Genomic DNA, 15,823 nt, shown 5'->3' with positions numbered 1-15,823 from the left:
GATCAACGACGAGGCGAAATAAATGCGCGCAGATCGACACGCGACGTCGCCAGGAACACGATCAGGAGCAGGCCCCAGGCGCAGTCGCGGAAGAAATTCGAGATATCGAGGAAATTGAACAGGCTCGACAGCATCTGGAGTGCCGTAGCGGAAAGGACGACGCAGACCGTCCGCCCGTATCCGCCATCGGGGCGCACACCTGCCATGACGACGATCAGAATGGCGATGAGGACGTAGGAGCTGCCATAGTCCCATTTCACGCTTGATGTGCGCGCGGCGATGATGATCCCGGCGACGGAAGCAAGCACCCCGCAGACGGTATAGGTCAGAAGAAGTATCCGGCGCTGGGGGATGCCGGCGTAACGTGCAGCCTTGGCATTGCTGCCCATCAGATAGAGCTTGAAACCGAAGGGCGTGTAACGCAGCACCACGCCGATCAGAACCGCGATGGCGACGAAGAGCGTGAAGCACATCGGCAAGCCGAGCACCGGGGTGTTGCCGAAATTGTCGAGCGGCTCGATGTAACCGAGCGTGATCGCCGAGCCGTTTGTGAACGCGACGGCGAGTCCCGTGAAAAACAGCTGTGTGCCAAGCGTGGCGATAATCGGCGTAAGCCCTGCAAACGCGATCAATGCGCCATTCAGCATGCCGCCGGCGAGACCGATCAGCAGTGCAATCAACGCAAATAGCCACGAAAAGGCGAGAGGGACTTCGTCGACTGAAACCCAGTCGCGCATCAGCAGGTAGGAACCCACGCCGGCGAGGTTGGCGAGAGCAATGCCCGAAAGATCGATGCCGCCGTTTCCCGCAATCATGGCGAGCATCACGCCGAGAGCCAGCAGGGCAAGCTCCGGCACCTGCGCGGACATCGACTGGAAATTGTAGAGGCTGAGAAAGGTGTCACCGGCGAAAACGACCGCCAGCGCGACCACCAGGACATTGGTCGCCACAAGGAAGTTGAATTGCCGGTCGGCGAACACGCTCTTCATATCAGCCTCTCCAAACCCATTACCGGGACACTCAGCGCCCCACCGGCTTAAGCCGCTCCTGACCGCACGCTTTCACCCGCCCAAAGGAGCACGGCCGACAAGCCCCGGAAAACATAGAGGAATCGCGGTCAGTAACCGCCTTCTCCCTCCGAAATTTTTGGGCAATCTATCGTGAATGTTGACATTTGTCGAGCCATGTTTGAATTATGTAGAAAATTGACGCTCTGGAGTGAGCGAATGCGCACCGGGGGGACGTTTTTGAGTAAGGGGCCGCCAGCCGCAGATCCGGGTCTGCACCGGAGACGTCGTTAGATTCAACGTGCTGTTGCGCTGGCGCAAATCGCCAGCCACGGACAAAAGAGGACTTCCATGCAAAGGTTCATCAACAATCCGGACGAGGTCGTCGAAGACACCGTCAAGGGCTTCGTCAAGGCGCATGCCGATATCGTCCGCCTCGGCGAAAATCCCCGCGTCATCGTTGCCAAGAATGCACCGGTCGCCGGCAAGGTGGGCGTCGTGACGGGCGGCGGCTCCGGCCACGAGCCTGCCTTCATCGGCTATACCGGGAGAAACATGCTGGACGCAGTCGCCGTAGGCGAGCTCTTCTCTTCGCCTACGGCCAAGAGCTTCCACGACGCCATGCGCGAAGCGAACGGCGGCGAGGGCGTCGTCTGCCTCTACGGCAATTACGCCGGCGACAACATGAATGTGAAGATGGCCGTGAAGCTCGCGGCCAAGGAGGGCATCGAAATCGCGACGGTGGTCGCCAATGACGACGTCTGCTCTGCGCCGCCCGAAGAGCGCGAAAAACGCCGCGGCGTTGCAGGGGAAATCTTCATGTGGAAAATCGGCGGGGCCAAGGCAGCGGCGGGAGCACCCCTCGAAGAGGTCCGTGCGACTGCCCAGAAGGCGATCGACAATTGCCGCTCGATCGGCGTCGGGCTTGGTCCCTGCACCCTTCCCGCCGTCGGCCATCCCAACTTCCGGATCGAACCGGGCACGATGGAGGTCGGCATCGGCCATCACGGCGAGCCTGGCCTGCGCGTCGAGGCGCTGAAGACCGCGGACGAGGTCGCCAAGGACATGTGCAAGATCGTGTTGGATGATCATGGCCTGCCGGACGGCACGGAGGTGGCGGTGCTCGTCTCCGGCCTTGGGGCAACGCCGCTCAACGAGCTCTACATTCTCAACGATACGATCGAGCGCGAGATCAGAGCCCGTGGCCTAAAAATTTACCGGACCTATGTCGGCAACTACTTCACCTCGCTCGAAATGGTCGGGGCGACACTGACGGTGATGGCGCTCGACGACGAACTCAAGGCGCTCCTCGATGTCGAGGTCCGCTGCACCGCTGTTTTCTGAGGAAGTGCCATGCAGACGTTTGAAAATGCAAAAGCCGGCGATATCGTCCAGGCCCTCGCCGAACGGATCATCGAAAACCGTGCTTATCTGAGTGAGATCGACGGCAAGATCGGTGACGGCGATCACGGCGTAAACATGGCCAAGGGCTTCGGCCTTGCCGCGGAACGACTGAAGGACAAGGACGCCTCGCTTGCAGAGGCGCTCGAAACGCTCGGCACCGTGCTGATGACGGAGATCGGCGGCTCGATGGGCCCGCTCTACGGCGTGATGTTCACCGAGTTCGCCGAGAAGATCGAGGCGGTCGACGCGATCGATGCGACCGCCTATAGCCGCATGCTTCACGCCGGACTGGAAGGCATCCAATCCATCGGCTCCGCGAAAGTCGGCGACAAGACACTGCTCGACAGTTTCGTGCCGGCCGTCGAAGCTTTCGACGCGGCGATCGCCGCCGGCAGGTCTTTCGCCGAAGCGCTCGAAGCGCTCACAGCGGCAGCGGAAGCCGGGCGTGATTCGACCCGCGATCTGGTTGCAAAGATAGGCAGGGCGAGCCGCCTGGGCGAACGCTCCCTCGGCGTGCTCGACGCGGGCGCGACCTCCTGTGCGATTATCCTGAGGGAGTTGTCGGGAGGGGCCCGCGCCCGGCTCCGCTGACGCCCCCAGGGCGAATTCCCCTACAGGGCAGCATCGGCGCAATTCCCGCCCCATTGCAAAAGCACGGCGTTGCTTCCATCCTCGCGGCCGAAACAAGGGGAAGTACACGACTGCATGACGATGAAGACACCCTCACCGCGCAAAGGCGGAGCCAACCGAGGCGGCACGATGGACGGCTCGGACGCGATCCCCTTGCGTTACGGTGACGATCCTTATGTCTGGGCCTGCTGGCTTTATTACGAAGACGGCATGACGCAAAGCGAGATCGCGGAGGCGATGGGTGTGTCGCGCGCGACGGTCAACAGCTATCTGGCCGACGCCCGTGAAAAGGGCATCGTCAACATTTCGATCGAGCCGGCGCGCCTGGCGTCGCTCACGGTCGCACAGGAACTGAAGCGGCATTTCGGCCTGACCGATTGCCTCGTGGTTCCGAGCGACGACAATGCGCGTCCGCTGATCGATCGCCTCGGGGCGGCAGGAGCGCAGGCGCTGCCGAAGCTCCTGAAATCCGGCGACACGCTTGCCGTCGCCTGGGGCCGCACCGTTCTTTCGGTTGGCGAACACGCCGGAATCACGTCTCTTCAGGACATGACCGTGGTTCAGGCGACAGGAGGCACCACGGCGTCCTTTCCGTATACGCCGGAACTTTGCGCCTCTGCCGTGGCGCGGGCAATCGCCGCCCGCTGCGTCAATATCACCGCGCCGGCTGTGGTCAGGTCGCCCGAGCTCCTGCAGATGCTTCTGGACGAACCCCTTGTGCGGGAACAGTTTGCGACCTTGGCGCGGTCAAACCGGGTGCTCTTCGGCATATCGTCGCTTAGGCCGAATTCCACCATCCACACCAGCGGCTTCTTCGAATCGGTTTCGTTACAGGACTATCTCGCGGCCGGCGCGGTCGGCGTCGTCGCCGGCCGCTTCATCGACGAGCGCGGCCGCCCGGTTGCGGGGCCGCTCGACCACCGGACGGTGGGCATCTCCCTTGACCTGCTTCGCAGGATCGGCACGCGCATCGCAGTGGCCGGCGGCTTTGACAAGGTTCCGGCGCTGCTGGCGGCGTTGCGCGGTGGCTATGTCAACGTGCTGATCACGGACGCTGCGACAGGTCACGGTATCTTGCGCGCAGACGGCGGCACGGCACTCGACAGCAGGCTTTCGCACCGTCCAAAACTCGTGCAGACGCTGAGCACCTACCGCAGCCATGTCAAGAAATTCCTCAACAATCCGAACGAGGTTGTCGAAGAGATGCTCGACGGCGTCGTCAAAGCGCACGAGAAATATCTTAAGCCGATCAACGGATCGCATCGAGCGCTCGCCGCTCGCAGCGGGCCGCGGCCGGAAAAGGTCGGCCTCGTCATCGGCGGAGGCACGGGTCACGAACCGTGCTTCCTCGGCTATGTAGGCAAGGGTCTTGCCGATGCGGTTGCCGTCGGTAACATCTTTTCCTCGCCGCCGCCCGATCCGATCGTACAATGCGCCGAAGCAGCGTCCGGTGGAGCAGGTGTGCTCTTCGTCTACGGCAATTACGCCGGCGACGTGATGAATTTCGAGATGGCCGCCGAGATCGCCGAAGAAAAAGGCATTCGCGTGCAGACCGTCCTGACGACCGACGACATTGCATCCTCGCCGATCGAGGACCGCGAAGGCCGACGCGGCGTCGCCGGCAACTTCTTCATCTTCAAGATCGCCGGCGCGGCTTGCGACCGTGGTCTTTCGCTGGAAGCCTGCGCGGCGGTTACGCGCAAGGCGAACCTGCGCACCTACACGATGGGGGTCGCGCTCGAGCCCGGCGCAATGCCGCAGACGCGCCGGCACAATTTCGAGATAGGCCCGGAAGACATGGAGGTCGGTATGGGAATCCACGGCGAGCCGGGCGTGACACGCGAGCGCATCAGATCGGCGGACGAGATAACCGACAGCGTCATGGACCGCGTCTTCAACGAGATGAAGGCAGCACCCGGCGACCGCGTTGCCGTGCTCGTCAATTCCTTTGGAGCGACGCCCCTGATGGAACTCTACATCCTGTTTCGGCGGGTTCAGCAGCGCCTGGCGGCAAAAGACATTCTGATCGAAGCCAATTGGATCGGACACTACTGCACCTCGCTGGATATGGTCGGTGCTTCGATCACCATCCTCCATCTCGATCAGGAGCTGTCAGAACTGCTTCATCACCCTTGCGAAACGGCATTCCTGAAGATCAACTAGGGCGTTTCCGGAGAAAATGTGTAACGGTCCCCCGTGCAAGTCATAAAGGGCTGGAGCGCTGCAGATGGTAGAGTTTCTAGGCGCCAAGGGCCGCGGGAGGAAATGATGTCGGAAATCGCGGTGCGCCGCCTGATCGAAATGTTTGACGCGATCTCCAGTGACATCGGGGCGGAGAGAGATCGCCTGTCTGAGCTTGACGGCGCGATCGGCGACGCCGATCACGGGATCACCATGGCGATCGGCTTTTCTGCCGTGACCAGCGAACTTGCGAGAACGGATGCAAGCAGCGCCGAGCTGAGCAGCGTCATGACGGCGGCCGCAAGCGCATTCCTGAATGCCGTTGGCGCTTCCACGGGTCCGCTTTACGCCACGGCCTTCCGCCGGGCGGCGCAGGCTCTGGAAGGATGCGATGCGCTGGATCTCGGGACTTGCGCCCTTCTTGTCCAGTCGATCGCATCCGGCATCCGCGAGCGGGGCAAAGGCCAGCGAGGCGACAAGACCATGCTCGACGTCTGGCTTCCGGCCGCCGACGCTGCTGCGCAGGCGATCGCTGCCGGCAAGCCCGCCGATGCGTTCTGGGCGGACGTCACAGCGGCTGCCCAAAACGGCGCCAACGCGACACGTTCCATGGTTGCGACAAAAGGCCGTGCGGCCCGGCTTGGAGAACGCTCGCTCGGCCACATGGACCCCGGCGCCGCCTCGGCCGTCCTGATCATCGGCGCCATGGCGCGAACTCTGCGGTAGAGCGAAAGCCTCGCGGGAATACTCTTCCCGCGGCCAGGGACTCGCCTCTGCCGCACCTCGCGGCCACAGCGGCCGGTAAATCTGACGCGCTACCCCGCCTCGGGCGCAGCCGGCCCATCACCCGCTGTCAGCATCTGCATCAGCGCAAGTTCGCTCCTTACGCCTTTCTGGTAGAGGTGAAACAGCATTTTACCAACTTCCGCACCGTGTTCGCTGTCCGGCTCCAATTCCCTGAAGGAGCAGGCATAGGCATGAACGCGTCGCAACATCGAGATTTCGTCGTCGCCCATGGCGATATCCGAGAAGCGCAACCACATTTCCTTTGACCCTCCGATCAAAGCAGGTTTGTTGATGATCTGACATCATATTGGTGCGGATGTCGCGCAAATCCAGAGGCCGCGACATTCTTCTGAGGAGGCATTCATGTCACGGCGCACCAACCGTTTCAAGGATGCTGAAGCGCCCTCTGCTTTTCACAGAGCCAGAGCAAGTCCTTGGGCTGAAAAGACCCCTTCGCGCCGCAGACGCGGCGCTGCTTCATCCTGTGACGAACACAGAGATGCCCCCGATACGCGACCTAAAGCTCGAAAGGGTCGTTGGCGCTCTTTTTGTCCGGCGCGGCCTCGAATGGGTCCTTGGGCGATTGGGGCGTGCTGCGTGCCGAGGCGGCAGCATTGACTGACTCCTGACAATTGATCATTTCAGTGACTGCACGTGCCGAACCCTTAAGGCCAAGGGCCGCTACCTCGCGACCGTTGAAGGTCGCGCGCATTCCTAGCTTCCGGCTGAACTCCTCGGCGAAGTTCGTGTCGGTGGTAGAAACCGACAGGAAGTTGATGCCGCCAAAATCGATCCCCTGGGCAGTGGCGTTCCAGACGGGATTTCTGTCGAACTGGATTTGGACCGGGTAATCCTTGCCCACCTCGAGAGACTTCCAGTCGCTGTTTCCGAGTGCCAGGTAGATCTTCGTCTGGCTTTGGAAGAAATTGAAGCCCAGGCGGAGGATGGTGCCGTCCTCATACATCGTCGAGATGAAACAACCATTGCCAGTGGAAGGATCTATCAGGACGCTCCACCCGCTGACATCTTTCCAGGGAATGGTTTGCGCAGCACAAACCGGTGCCGTCAACAACAGACCGCCGAATATTAACGCCGATGCGCCCCTCATGCATCTCTCCCTCTGGTTGCAGAGGTTACGATAGGCAACGAGAGGAAAAAGGCAACCGTCCTAAGACCACGACAAGGCTACGTTTTTTTCGCCTTCCACTTGTCTTTTGACCTGCCTCCTATAGTTGAAGTGCAGACAACGCCTCCGCGAAAGGACAAAAGACATGTCGGTATTGATCAGCATCCTGATCACCTTCCTCGTCGTCATTCTGGTTCTCTATCTCGTCAACCGCCTTTCCCTCGATGCGCGCACCAAGCAGATCGTTCAGGCGATCGTGATCATCATCGGCATATTGTCGCTGCTGCGGTATCTCGCGGTGTTCTGACGCGTGCGACAGCAAAAACGCGGACGCCGGAGCAAGTGTTACAGACTGTTGGCCGTCTGAATGCGTGCTTGAGGGGGCGGCTGAACGAAGCCACTGGTAACGTCCGGAGCGTTTGCCTCGGAAAGCTGCGACAGGAATTGCTCCATGAGCGCGGTGTCGCCGAACCGGCGCAGGGCGCGCTCGCTGGCCAGGGAAAATTCGGGATCTGCTTCGGTCAGCCGCGCCATGGTGCGCTGCGCCCCCTGGGCGTCTCCACGCTGGCTCAGGACGGCCGTCTGGATCAGCAGGCAATCCGGTTCGCGCGGCGCCCGGATCAGGCATTCGCGCAAGACCTCATCGGCTTCATCGAGGCGGCCGGCAGCATAAAGCGCCTGGCCGTACACATAGGTATAGTATTCCGGCGCCATCGGATGCAGCCGCCGGGCCCGCTCGGCGTTTTGCACAGCCTCGTCATAGCTGCCGAATCTGACCTGCGCCTTGGCCAGTGCCATGAGGCTGTCCGGATCGTTGGGATTGAGCTCGACCGCGCGTTGTGCCGCCTGCATGGCGCCGGGATAGTCCCCGGTGGCCGAGAGGCCGAAGCTGAGCACCTGGTACCCGACTGCGAGGTTCGGATCGAGGCGGACGGCCTGCCGCGACTCGCTAAGCCCTGTTTCCACATCGGTCACGGTCGCCCGGCCGGTGAGGTTCTGCACGAAGTCTACGATGTAGGTCATTCCGAGACTGGCGCGCGCTGCGGCATAGCCAGGATCGAGTTCGAGTGCCCTATGAAGCAACGCACGAGAAGCGATCAGCGCCTCGGCGTCTTTCGAACCATGCTTGTAACGGTTACGCGCCTGCAGGACGAGATCGTAGGCTTGAAGGTTCTCGGTGGGCTGTTCCGCCGCGTTCGATACTTCCGACTCGCGCACATAGGAAACGAGATGCGACACGATCTCGGCCGTCAGCTCGGTCTGGACCGAGAAAATGTCCTCGACCCGGCGGTCGTAACTGCGCGACCACAGATGCGCACCGCTGCGCGCATCGATCAACTGCGCCACGACGCGGAGCTGGTCTCCGGCGCGCCGGGCACTGCCTTCCACCACATAGCCGGCGCCAAGCCTTTCGCCGATCCGGCGAATGTCCTCGGCCTGGCCGCGAAGGGCGAAGGTGGAATTGCGGGCGATCACCTGAAGCTCGCGATTTCTCGCGAGATTGGCGATTATGTCTTCCGTAAGCCCATCGGCGAAATAGGCCTGATCGGCGCCGCCGCTCATATCATCGAACGGCAGAACCGCGACCGTCGGCCTTGCATCGGCAAGCTCCGCACCGGTCAGACGTCCGAAGCTATCGACCATGTCCGCGCCGATCGCTCTCACCGCAGGCGCCTGGGTGGCAGCGGCGATAAGGACAAATGCTGCGGCTCCGATAGCATAGGGCAAGGCGGCGCGGCGCCCGCGAGCCGTCCGTCCAAACCAGCCGCTGGGGCTTTCCTCATCCGCCCCAAGCCGCACGGCATAGACGGCGAGCGGCTCGGGAATGTTCTTCGCCTGCCTTCGCCCGATGCTGTAGAAGAGCTTGCTTCGGTTCCGGTCAGCGCTGCGAACCACGGCTTCGCTCACAAAAATGCCGCCGGGCTCGGCCATGGCTTCTAGCCGCGACGCGACATTCACGCCGTCGCCGAACATGTCGCCATCGACTTCAATGACGTCACCGAGATTGATGCCGAGGCGCATGTCGAAGGGCCGATCCGCAAATCCGTTCTGGATCTCGATTGCGGCGTCAAGGGCCTCGTTGACGCTCGGAAACGTCGCGAGAAAACCATCGCCCGTGGTCTTGAATGTTCGGCCGCCGTGCTTCTCGACCGCAGGTGTGATCAGCGCGCTGAAAACCTCCCGCAATGCGGAATAGGTCGAGGACTCGTCCTCGGACATCAGCCGGGTATAGCCGACGATGTCGCCTGCTACGATTGCTGCGAGTTTGCGTTCCATCACGAGCCTCGACAGTCTTCACGCGCATCTTTATGGGACCGAACCCGCCCGTCCACTCAAAACTCCGTGTCCGAACGTCGCCTGAGCCCATCCTGGAGATCGACGCGTGCGCTCCCGATTGCCGCTGACGAAAAACTGTACGAAGGCCGTGAGAGGAATGCGAAGAAGGCAGGATGCGAACGGACTGACCCATGCTGCACATGGATTGCGGCCTTTGGGTGGCACAGTTCACATCAGCCGGTCAGCCCGCTCGCAGCCCTGCCGCTTTCACGCCAGGCGAGGACAGGCGCCAAGGCTTCGCGAAGTGCTGCGAGATCCGCCTCTTCGACCTTGCGGAAGGGGCGCCGCGATCGACCGGACGCAATGCCCATAATGCCGAGCAACGCCTTCGACCCCGGCATGACACCGACCTTGATCAGCACCTGGATCACGCGGTTCGCCATGGCCTGCAGCTGCCGCGCCTCCACTATCCGCCCCGCCGCTGCACAGGCCCTGAGCGAGACAAACACATCGCCCATGAAGTTATAGGTTGTGCCGATCGCGCCCTGTGCGCCCATAGCGAAGCCGGCGAGGCACATTTCGTCGTAACCGTTATAGACGATTGCATCAGGGGCAGCATTCCGGAGACGTTCGAGCTGGAACATGTCGCTCGACGTGTGCTTGATTCCGATGATGTTGGGATGCGAGAGAAGCTCGACCAGTTCGGGCAAAGTGAAGCCGCTCGTGCGGGCCGGGAAATTATAGACGATGAGAGGCAAGGCGGAAGCGTCTGCCAGCTCGCGGTAATGCGCCATGACCTCGGGGCGGGAAAAATCGTAATAGAAGGGCGGGATTGCCGAGATCGCCTGATAGCCGGATTTGGCCGCGTGCTGCGATAGGCTGAGCGCATCTTTCGTCGCGATCGTGCCTATGTGAGCGATCAGCTTCAGACGGCCGGCGCCCGCGGCCGCGACGTCGGAAAGATAGTCGGCCCGCTCGTCGAGCGACTGCAGCATCGCTTCGCCCGAGCTGCCGCCGACATAGACCCCATCTATGCCCAGGCCGACCTGGAAATCGACGAGTGCTCCGACGGCCTGCCGGTCGATGGCTTCGTCTTCAGAGAACGGGGTGAGGAGGGCTGAAAAGATCCCTTCGAGTTGCATCGTTTTGTCGCTTTCACTGGTTCATGGAAAAAAGTTCGGGCAATTGCCGGCGGGCGGCGCCGCCAAGCTCGGCAACCGCTTCCTCGGGGGCGCAACTGTAGGGCCAGAGCAGGTGTGGCCCCATGGAACACCAGCGGCCGGCTGCAGCCAGCGCCTTGTCGAGCGCGGCATTCGACAGGCCATAGCGTACTGCAAGCGGCAGGACCTGCTCGTTCATGAAGGCGATGACGCGCGACTCGAACGCCAGGGCGCCCGCCGGGTCTTCGCGAAGCTGACGCCACCAGCCGACAGCGCCGGCGGGGCTCAGACAGGCGACATTCGAATAGGAGCCCCGGCCGCCGGCGAGGCAGCCGCTGGCCATGAAATGCCCGGGAATAAAGACGGAAAAGTCCGGAAGTTTGCGCCGAAGTTCCTCGTACCAGAATTCATCACCGCCCGGCAGCTTGGCGCCGATGAGCGTAGGGATCGCAGTCCTGAGCTTTGCGATCTCGCCGTGGCTCAGCCGGCGCTTGGCATGGGGCGGATTATAGAGGACCAGCGGAACCTCGGGCGCCGTTGCCGCCATTCCGGCCAGAAAGGCCTCCGCCTCTTCGTAGCTCGGCGCCCACCAGTCGGGCAAAGTGACCTGAGCGGCGTCGGGACGCAGAGACGCGATGCGGGCCAGCCGTTCGCGCGCAACTCGGGCATTCGAATGCGAAACGCCGATCTGGAAGGGCAGAGCGACGAGACGGCAGAACTCGGCGACCAATTGGCTCAGCCGATCGAATTCCTGCTCGGTCTGGCTGTGGAACTCGCCGGCGGTGCCGTTTGTGTATATGCCCTCGAGCCCGCTTTCATGAAGTGTGGATAGCTGCTCGTGCAAGGCGGACCATTCAATCTCCCCGCGTCGGTCGATCGGCAGGAGCACCGCTCCCCAGATGCCTTCAGGCCGTTTGGCGCAGATGCTCATCGGGCAGCTCCGAGCATCTGGTCGGGTATGAAGGTGACGAGCGCGGGGAACAGGGTGATCAGTACCAGGACGAGGACGAGCGGAACGAGCAGAGGCAGGATGCCGCGTGCAAGCAGGCCGAAGGGAATATCGGCGACCTTGGACACGACGAAAAGCGCCACACCCATAGGCGGCGTCAGAATGCCGATCATCAGGTTGAACACGACCATGACACCGAAATGGACGGGATCCACCCCGAACTGAAGCGCGGTCGGCACCAGTACCGGCACGATGAGAAGCAGGATGGCGAGCGCCTCTATGAAGGTTCCGAGCGCGAGAAGCATGAGATTGACCAGGATCAGAAAGGTCAACGGGTCATCGGCATACGCAAGGAAGAACGCGGCGACGTGCTGAGGCACCTGCTCCCGTGCGATCACATAGCCGAACAGCGACACCCCCATGATGAGGAGGCCGACGGCGGCCGTATGGCTGACGGTCTCACGCAAGACAATCACCAGTTTGGCGAAGGTAATTTCACGGTAGACCACGACCCCGAGGAAGAGAGCATAGCTGGCTGCAACCACCGCGGCCTCGGTCGGCGAGAATATCCCCGCAAAGATGCCGCCGATAATGATGAACGGGGTAATGAGCGGAAGCAGCGCACGCCAGAAGGTGGACCAGATCCGGCGAAGGCTGGAGCGCTCTTCGGTCGGGTAGTTCCGGCGCCAGGCGATCACATAAACCATGACCATCAGCGAGATTGCGCAGAGGAGGCCCGGCACGATGCCGCCCAGGAAAAGGCCGCCTATCGAGGTATTGGCGATCACCCCATAAACCACGAGGGGAATGGAGGGTGGAATCAGCGGACCTATGATCGCCGATGCGGCGGTCACCGAACCGGAAAACTGCTCGTCATAGCCGGCGTCACGCATCGCCTTGATCTCAAGCTGGCCGAGGCCCGCCGCATCGGCGACTGCCGAACCGGACATGCCGGAGAACATTACGCTCGCCATGATGTTTACATGGCCGAGCCCGCCCCTGACATGCCCGACCAGAGCCTTGGCGAAGGCGAATATGCGCTCGGTCACGCCCGAAAGATTCATCAATTGCGCGGTGAGAATGAAGAAGGGAACGGCAAGCAGCGGAAAACTGTTGAGGCCGGCAATCATGCGCTGGCCGGCAAAGTTCAGGCCCGTTCCCTGCCAGAGCATATAGGCAAGCGCCGCCACGATCAGCGTAAAGCCGACCGGCATACCGGCGACCAGAAGGGCAAACCAGCCCCCAAAGAGCGTCGTCATCAGAGATACCTTTCGGATGGGGCATCGACGGCCGGGCGGCCGCTGTCGAATAGCAGCCGCACATCCCGCGCCATGACAAGCAGTATCCGGATAGCAGCCAGCAGCCCGAAGACTGGCAAGGCGCCGTAAAGCCACGATTCCGGCACGCCGATGGCGATCGACATGACCTTGTGGGCACGCATGGCGCCGAAGATGCCGTAGTAAACGAGGACGAGCAGCGCGGCGAGCACCACGAGATCCAGAACGAGCCGCAGAAGCAGTTGTACGCGCTCCGGGAGCATACGCGGCACGATATCCATGGTGATGTGCGTCCGTGAGGTGACGCCCTCGGCGGCCCCGAGCGCCACGAGCCACACGAAGGCATAACGCGCAGCTTCCTCCGTCCAGAACATCGGATCACGGAAGACGAAGCGGGTGACGATCTGCAGCGCAATCACAACGAAGGCGAAGACCAGAAGGATCGCAGCCAATGTCTCTTCGATGTGGGCAAGGCTCCGCCGGCGGCTTGAAGCAGCCATTGTTGAACTCCCTGGAATGGAGAAGGCGTGGCGACCAGCCGCGCCTGCGGGGTGGCTGGCTACAGGTCGGCCCCGACCTGTAGCCGTCGCTATTTATCGGAGATCGAGCAGCGTCTGTACCGTGCCCGCGCCGAACCTCGCATCGAGATCGGCATAGACGGGCTTCATCGCCTCCTGGAAAGCTGCCTTGTCGGGTTCGACCACGGTGATTCCGCGCTCACGAAAATCGCTGACGAGACTCGTTTCCTTATTGGCAACCAGCTTGTCGTTGAGGGCCCCGCCAGCCTCGAATGCCTCCATGACGAGTTTCTGATCGGAGGGATCAAGCGCATTCCACGTATCCTCCGACATGAGGACGACCTGGTCCTGCACCAGATGCCCGGTCAACGAAACATGGGTCTGCACCTCGGTGAATTTCATCGAGTCGATGATCGGCAGCGGGTTTTCCTGACCATCCACCTGATTGGTCTGGAGCGCCAGATAGACTTCGGCGAACGCGACCGGGGTCGGGCTCGCGCCCATTGCCTTCGCCCAGGTCAGAAGCGGCGCGGAATTCGGTACGCGCAGCTTCATGCCGTTGAAATCCGCAGGCTTTTCGATGGGCTTCTTTGCCGTCGTGTGCCGCGTTCCGAAATACCAGGAGTCGACCATGCGCCACTTGTGCTCGGTTCGCAATTCGTCGACGATCCCCTTGCCCCAGTCCGAGGCGATGATCTTTTGAAGATGCTCGAAGTCGCCGACGACATAGGCAGTACTCGCCAACACGGCCCGGGGAACCCAGGCATCCATGCCCCCGAATGGATTGAGCGTGAAGTCGAGTTCGCCGAGTGTCACCTGCTCCATCATCTCGGTAAAGGTGCCGAGTTGCGAATTGGGGAAGATTTCCAGCGTCAGCCGACCGCCGGACTTTTCCTTGATGATGCGCGCGGCCTCGGTGACACCCTCGAATTGCGGGTCCCCGGCCGTGCCTTGCATCCCCAGGCGCAGCGTGCGCGCCTCTTGAGCCATGGCTTGCGAAGCCATGAGCAGCCCCGCAAGCGCGAGCGAAATCAATCCTTTTTTCATCGACTACTCCTCCCTTTATAGGCCTCCCGCATCGGCCCGAAATCGGTTTCGATTTTCGCGAAGCACGATGCGTCGGTTCAAATGGATTAAAGCGCCTGCCGCACGTCCATTCGCAGGCACGGCGCTCTAAGGGTTCGTTTGCCTGTATTTGCGCGCGGCACTCTCCAGGTGCTCACGCATGACACGTCCGGCATGCTCCGGATCGCGTGCTCGGATCGCCTCCACGATCGCCACGTGCTCGTCGAAACTCTCTCTGTTCGAAATCTCCGGTTTGGTCGGCAGCGGCCTTTGGCCGATCAGCCAGTCGACAAACGCGTCGTGTACCGCGACGAAAATCGGGTTCGAAACCATCTGGGTCAGCGTGCGGTGGAAGGCGACGTCGGTTGCGGCAAAGGCGCGAGCCTTGCCGATCGCAGCCTCGTTGCGAGCAAGCGCCGCGTCGATCGCCGCAATCTGCTCCGCCGTGGCATACGCCGCCAGATGCCGCGCGCAGCCCTCCTCGAGAAACAAGCGCGCCTGTTCGAAGTTCGCCACACCCTCCGGGCGTCCGAGAAGCATGCGCGCAGCACCCGCAAGCGAAGTCAGGAAATGGTCCGGCGTCGGGCGCGTGACTTTGGCGCGCTCGCCGGTGCTGATCTTCACGAGCCCCATGCGCTCCAGCGCATACAGCGCTTCGCGGATCGAGGGGCGCCCGACGCCGAACAGCTCCATCAGATCCCGCTCGGAGGGAAGGGTGGAATCGAGAGGATAGATCTCGTCGCGGATCATCTCCTCCAGCTTCAACCGGACTTCATCAGAAAGCTTCTTGCGGACTGCGAGTGTGCTCATGGTATAATTGTTAAGCTGTTATACCAGCGAGAGTCAAGAGGGCATCGGGCCGCGCTTATTGACCGAGCACGCGGAGAGTGGCGCTCGGCATCAACGGCGCACGTCTTCCACTCAGCGGCTCGCGAATAGCTCCTTGGGCAAGGCGCCGCGAGCTTCAATGCCGACGAACAAAATATCCGATCGCGAGGCCGAGGCCGGCGAGTAACAAAAAAGTCTGGAGGGAGCTGCGAGGTTCGGCGGCGCTTGGGCGCTCCCCGACATTCCTCTCTTCCGGCGTATCAACGACCTTGGTGTGCGGACGATCGAAGCCGGACGCAACCTGCTCATGCCACCGGCCGTCGGTATCCTGAAACTCGATCTCCTCGGTCGAGCCGGGAAGCTCATGATGGCGCGCGGCGATCTCGGCTGCAGCCAGAGCATCGGCGTGAGTGGCGAAAGCTTCGGAAAAGACGTCGTCCACTTTGTAAGCCCAGCCCCCGTCGTGCTCTACAATTTCATATCGTATTGTTGCCATGGCGGTGCTCCCGTTAGATGGGAGGAAACATCCTGACATGGCCTTGGTTCCCCCAACGCCGCATTCCGGCGGACCGATTATGGGAGATTGCCCCGGAAATTCGCCACGGCTATCGAGAG

16 protein-coding genes are annotated in these 15,823 nt (G+C 61.8%); 5 read left to right on the top strand and 11 right to left on the bottom strand.

Going from position 1 to position 15,823, the window contains the following annotated elements:
- Positions 1-2: 2 nt before the first annotated feature.
- Positions 3-989, bottom strand: coding sequence for an ABC transporter permease (locus FB009_RS18280; RefSeq protein WP_011969457.1), 987 nt, complete (start codon positions 987-989; stop codon positions 3-5).
- Positions 990-1,358: 369 nt separating this feature from the next.
- Between FB009_RS18280 and FB009_RS18275 the strand changes: the two genes are divergently transcribed.
- The 4 genes from FB009_RS18275 to dhaL (FB009_RS18260) all read left to right on the top strand — a co-directional run bounded on the left by FB009_RS18275 (position 1,359) and on the right by dhaL (FB009_RS18260) (position 5,948).
- Positions 1,359-2,351, top strand: a complete 993-nt coding sequence (locus tag FB009_RS18275) for a dihydroxyacetone kinase subunit DhaK (RefSeq protein ID WP_011969458.1) — start codon at positions 1,359-1,361, stop codon at positions 2,349-2,351.
- A gap of 9 nt (positions 2,352-2,360) precedes the next feature.
- On the top strand, positions 2,361-3,002 hold the full coding sequence (gene dhaL, locus FB009_RS18270) for a dihydroxyacetone kinase subunit DhaL (protein ID WP_011969459.1): 642 nt from the start codon (positions 2,361-2,363) through the stop codon (positions 3,000-3,002).
- Between the two features lie 114 nt (positions 3,003-3,116).
- Positions 3,117-5,204, top strand: coding sequence for a bifunctional sugar-binding transcriptional regulator/dihydroxyacetone kinase subunit DhaK (locus FB009_RS18265; RefSeq protein WP_011969460.1), 2,088 nt, complete (start codon positions 3,117-3,119; stop codon positions 5,202-5,204).
- A gap of 105 nt (positions 5,205-5,309) precedes the next feature.
- Positions 5,310-5,948, top strand: coding sequence for a dihydroxyacetone kinase subunit DhaL (dhaL, locus tag FB009_RS18260; RefSeq protein WP_011969461.1), 639 nt, complete (start codon positions 5,310-5,312; stop codon positions 5,946-5,948).
- Between the two features lie 89 nt (positions 5,949-6,037).
- On the opposite strand, the gene FB009_RS18255 is transcribed toward dhaL (FB009_RS18260), so the two are convergent.
- Positions 6,038-6,265 (bottom strand): hypothetical protein, encoded by a 228-nt coding sequence (locus FB009_RS18255; RefSeq protein ID WP_011969463.1) that lies wholly within the window; start codon positions 6,263-6,265, stop codon positions 6,038-6,040.
- Positions 6,266-6,525: 260 nt separating this feature from the next.
- Positions 6,526-7,116, bottom strand: coding sequence for a hypothetical protein (locus FB009_RS18250; RefSeq protein WP_011969464.1), 591 nt, complete (start codon positions 7,114-7,116; stop codon positions 6,526-6,528).
- 163 nt (positions 7,117-7,279) lie between these two features.
- Between FB009_RS18250 and FB009_RS18245 the strand changes: the two genes are divergently transcribed.
- Positions 7,280-7,441, top strand: a complete 162-nt coding sequence (locus tag FB009_RS18245; RefSeq protein WP_011969465.1) for a Thivi_2564 family membrane protein — start codon at positions 7,280-7,282, stop codon at positions 7,439-7,441.
- Between the two features lie 38 nt (positions 7,442-7,479).
- Here FB009_RS18245 and FB009_RS18240 read toward each other — a convergent pair whose 3' ends face one another.
- From FB009_RS18240 to FB009_RS32775, 8 genes are all read right to left on the bottom strand, one after another.
- Positions 7,480-9,411 (bottom strand): adenylate/guanylate cyclase domain-containing protein, encoded by a 1,932-nt coding sequence (locus FB009_RS18240; RefSeq protein WP_011969466.1) that lies wholly within the window; start codon positions 9,409-9,411, stop codon positions 7,480-7,482.
- Between the two features lie 233 nt (positions 9,412-9,644).
- Complete coding sequence (locus FB009_RS18235; RefSeq protein WP_011969467.1) at positions 9,645-10,553, bottom strand: N-acetylneuraminate lyase; 909 nt, start codon at positions 10,551-10,553, stop codon at positions 9,645-9,647.
- A gap of 13 nt (positions 10,554-10,566) precedes the next feature.
- Positions 10,567-11,502 carry a dihydrodipicolinate synthase family protein gene (locus tag FB009_RS18230; RefSeq protein WP_018209515.1) on the bottom strand — a complete coding sequence of 312 codons (936 nt, stop codon included), beginning with the start codon at positions 11,500-11,502 and terminating at the stop codon, positions 10,567-10,569.
- Positions 11,499-12,779, bottom strand: a complete 1,281-nt coding sequence (locus FB009_RS18225; RefSeq protein ID WP_011969469.1) for a TRAP transporter large permease — start codon at positions 12,777-12,779, stop codon at positions 11,499-11,501. The genes FB009_RS18230 and FB009_RS18225 overlap by 4 nt, the downstream gene beginning before the upstream one ends.
- Positions 12,779-13,297, bottom strand: coding sequence for a TRAP transporter small permease (locus tag FB009_RS18220; protein ID WP_011969470.1), 519 nt, complete (start codon positions 13,295-13,297; stop codon positions 12,779-12,781). The genes FB009_RS18225 and FB009_RS18220 overlap by 1 nt, the downstream gene beginning before the upstream one ends.
- A gap of 93 nt (positions 13,298-13,390) precedes the next feature.
- Positions 13,391-14,362: a sialic acid TRAP transporter substrate-binding protein SiaP gene (locus FB009_RS18215; RefSeq protein ID WP_011969471.1), complete on the bottom strand. Its 972-nt coding sequence runs from the start codon at positions 14,360-14,362 to the stop codon at positions 13,391-13,393.
- A 126-nt stretch (positions 14,363-14,488) separates the two neighbouring features.
- Entirely contained in the window at positions 14,489-15,190 is a 702-nt protein-coding gene (locus FB009_RS18210; RefSeq protein WP_011969472.1) for a transcriptional regulator NanR, read from the bottom strand.
- A gap of 154 nt (positions 15,191-15,344) precedes the next feature.
- Positions 15,345-15,704: a DUF2188 domain-containing protein gene (locus FB009_RS32775; RefSeq protein WP_018010239.1), complete on the bottom strand. Its 360-nt coding sequence runs from the start codon at positions 15,702-15,704 to the stop codon at positions 15,345-15,347.
- Positions 15,705-15,823: the final 119 nt, after the last annotated feature.

The organism is Sinorhizobium medicae, assembly GCF_007827695.1.
In the GTDB taxonomy this organism is placed as follows: Bacteria; Pseudomonadota; Alphaproteobacteria; order Rhizobiales; family Rhizobiaceae; genus Sinorhizobium; species Sinorhizobium medicae.
Note: the sequence above shows the minus strand (reverse complement) of the source record. Positions and strands in the feature narration are given on the sequence as shown.

Coding starts and splice junctions, on each gene's coding strand:
- FB009_RS18275 (WP_011969458.1), top strand. CDS start 1,359: ATGCAAAGGTTCATCAACAATCCGGACGAGGTCGTCGAAGACACCGTC.
- FB009_RS18250 (WP_011969464.1), bottom strand. CDS start 7,116: ATGAGGGGCGCATCGGCGTTAATATTCGGCGGTCTGTTGTTGACGGCA.
- FB009_RS18230 (WP_018209515.1), bottom strand. CDS start 11,502: ATGAGCATCTGCGCCAAACGGCCTGAAGGCATCTGGGGAGCGGTGCTC.
- FB009_RS18280 (WP_011969457.1), bottom strand. CDS start 989: ATGAAGAGCGTGTTCGCCGACCGGCAATTCAACTTCCTTGTGGCGACC.
- FB009_RS18215 (WP_011969471.1), bottom strand. CDS start 14,362: ATGAAAAAAGGATTGATTTCGCTCGCGCTTGCGGGGCTGCTCATGGCT.
- FB009_RS18220 (WP_011969470.1), bottom strand. CDS start 13,297: ATGGCTGCTTCAAGCCGCCGGCGGAGCCTTGCCCACATCGAAGAGACA.
- dhaL (WP_011969461.1), top strand. CDS start 5,310: ATGTCGGAAATCGCGGTGCGCCGCCTGATCGAAATGTTTGACGCGATC.
- FB009_RS32775 (WP_018010239.1), bottom strand. CDS start 15,704: ATGGCAACAATACGATATGAAATTGTAGAGCACGACGGGGGCTGGGCT.
- FB009_RS18225 (WP_011969469.1), bottom strand. CDS start 12,779: ATGACGACGCTCTTTGGGGGCTGGTTTGCCCTTCTGGTCGCCGGTATG.
- dhaL (WP_011969459.1), top strand. CDS start 2,361: ATGCAGACGTTTGAAAATGCAAAAGCCGGCGATATCGTCCAGGCCCTC.
- FB009_RS18255 (WP_011969463.1), bottom strand. CDS start 6,265: ATGTGGTTGCGCTTCTCGGATATCGCCATGGGCGACGACGAAATCTCG.
- FB009_RS18235 (WP_011969467.1), bottom strand. CDS start 10,553: ATGCAACTCGAAGGGATCTTTTCAGCCCTCCTCACCCCGTTCTCTGAA.
- FB009_RS18245 (WP_011969465.1), top strand. CDS start 7,280: ATGTCGGTATTGATCAGCATCCTGATCACCTTCCTCGTCGTCATTCTG.
- FB009_RS18240 (WP_011969466.1), bottom strand. CDS start 9,411: ATGGAACGCAAACTCGCAGCAATCGTAGCAGGCGACATCGTCGGCTAT.
- FB009_RS18210 (WP_011969472.1), bottom strand. CDS start 15,190: ATGAGCACACTCGCAGTCCGCAAGAAGCTTTCTGATGAAGTCCGGTTG.
- FB009_RS18265 (WP_011969460.1), top strand. CDS start 3,117: ATGACGATGAAGACACCCTCACCGCGCAAAGGCGGAGCCAACCGAGGC.